Genomic DNA, 576 nt, shown 5'->3' with positions numbered 1-576 from the left:
GGTGGAGAGCATCACCGCAACAGCCGACAAGACCGGAAAGGAAATCGCGCTGACCGACAAGGGCAACGGCAAATACACCTTCAAAATGCCCAGCTCGGCGGTCACGGTCAAGGTGCAGTTTGAGCAAAAGCCGGAGATTCCCAGTGTGGCCGACCCTGACGGCACCGGCGTTTCCTCCATGCTGAACACCAGAGAGCACATAGCTTACATGGTAGGCTATGAAACCGGAAACTTCGGCCCGGCAAACAACATCACCCGCGCCGAGGTGGCGCAGGCGTTCTACCGCCTGCTGCTGGACCAGAGCCACAGCCAAAGCCCGTCGTTCCCCGACGTGGCTGCGGATGCGTGGTATCACGAGGCGGTTGTGACATTGGCGGCCAAGGGTATCATCACTGGCTATGAGGACGGTACGTTCCGGCCGGAGCAGCCCATCACCCGCTCTGAGTTTGCGGCTATTGCGGCCCGTTTCGCCAGGGCCAGCACCGACAAGGCGCTTACGTTCCCTGATGTGCCTGCGGACGCATGGTATCGCGGGGCTGTGCAGACGGCGGTAAGCTACGGCTGGATTAACGGCTA

At 60.9% G+C, this 576-nt stretch carries 1 protein-coding gene; it reads left to right on the top strand.

The window, feature by feature from the left end:
• Positions 1-576: S-layer homology domain-containing protein (locus H8S45_RS15960; RefSeq protein ID WP_186950633.1), on the top strand; the 576-nt coding region annotated here is incomplete at both ends.

This window comes from Agathobaculum faecis (genome assembly GCF_014287995.1).
GTDB classification, from domain to species: domain Bacteria; phylum Bacillota; class Clostridia; order Oscillospirales; family Butyricicoccaceae; genus Agathobaculum; species Agathobaculum ammoniilyticum.
Note: the sequence above shows the minus strand (reverse complement) of the source record. Positions and strands in the feature narration are given on the sequence as shown.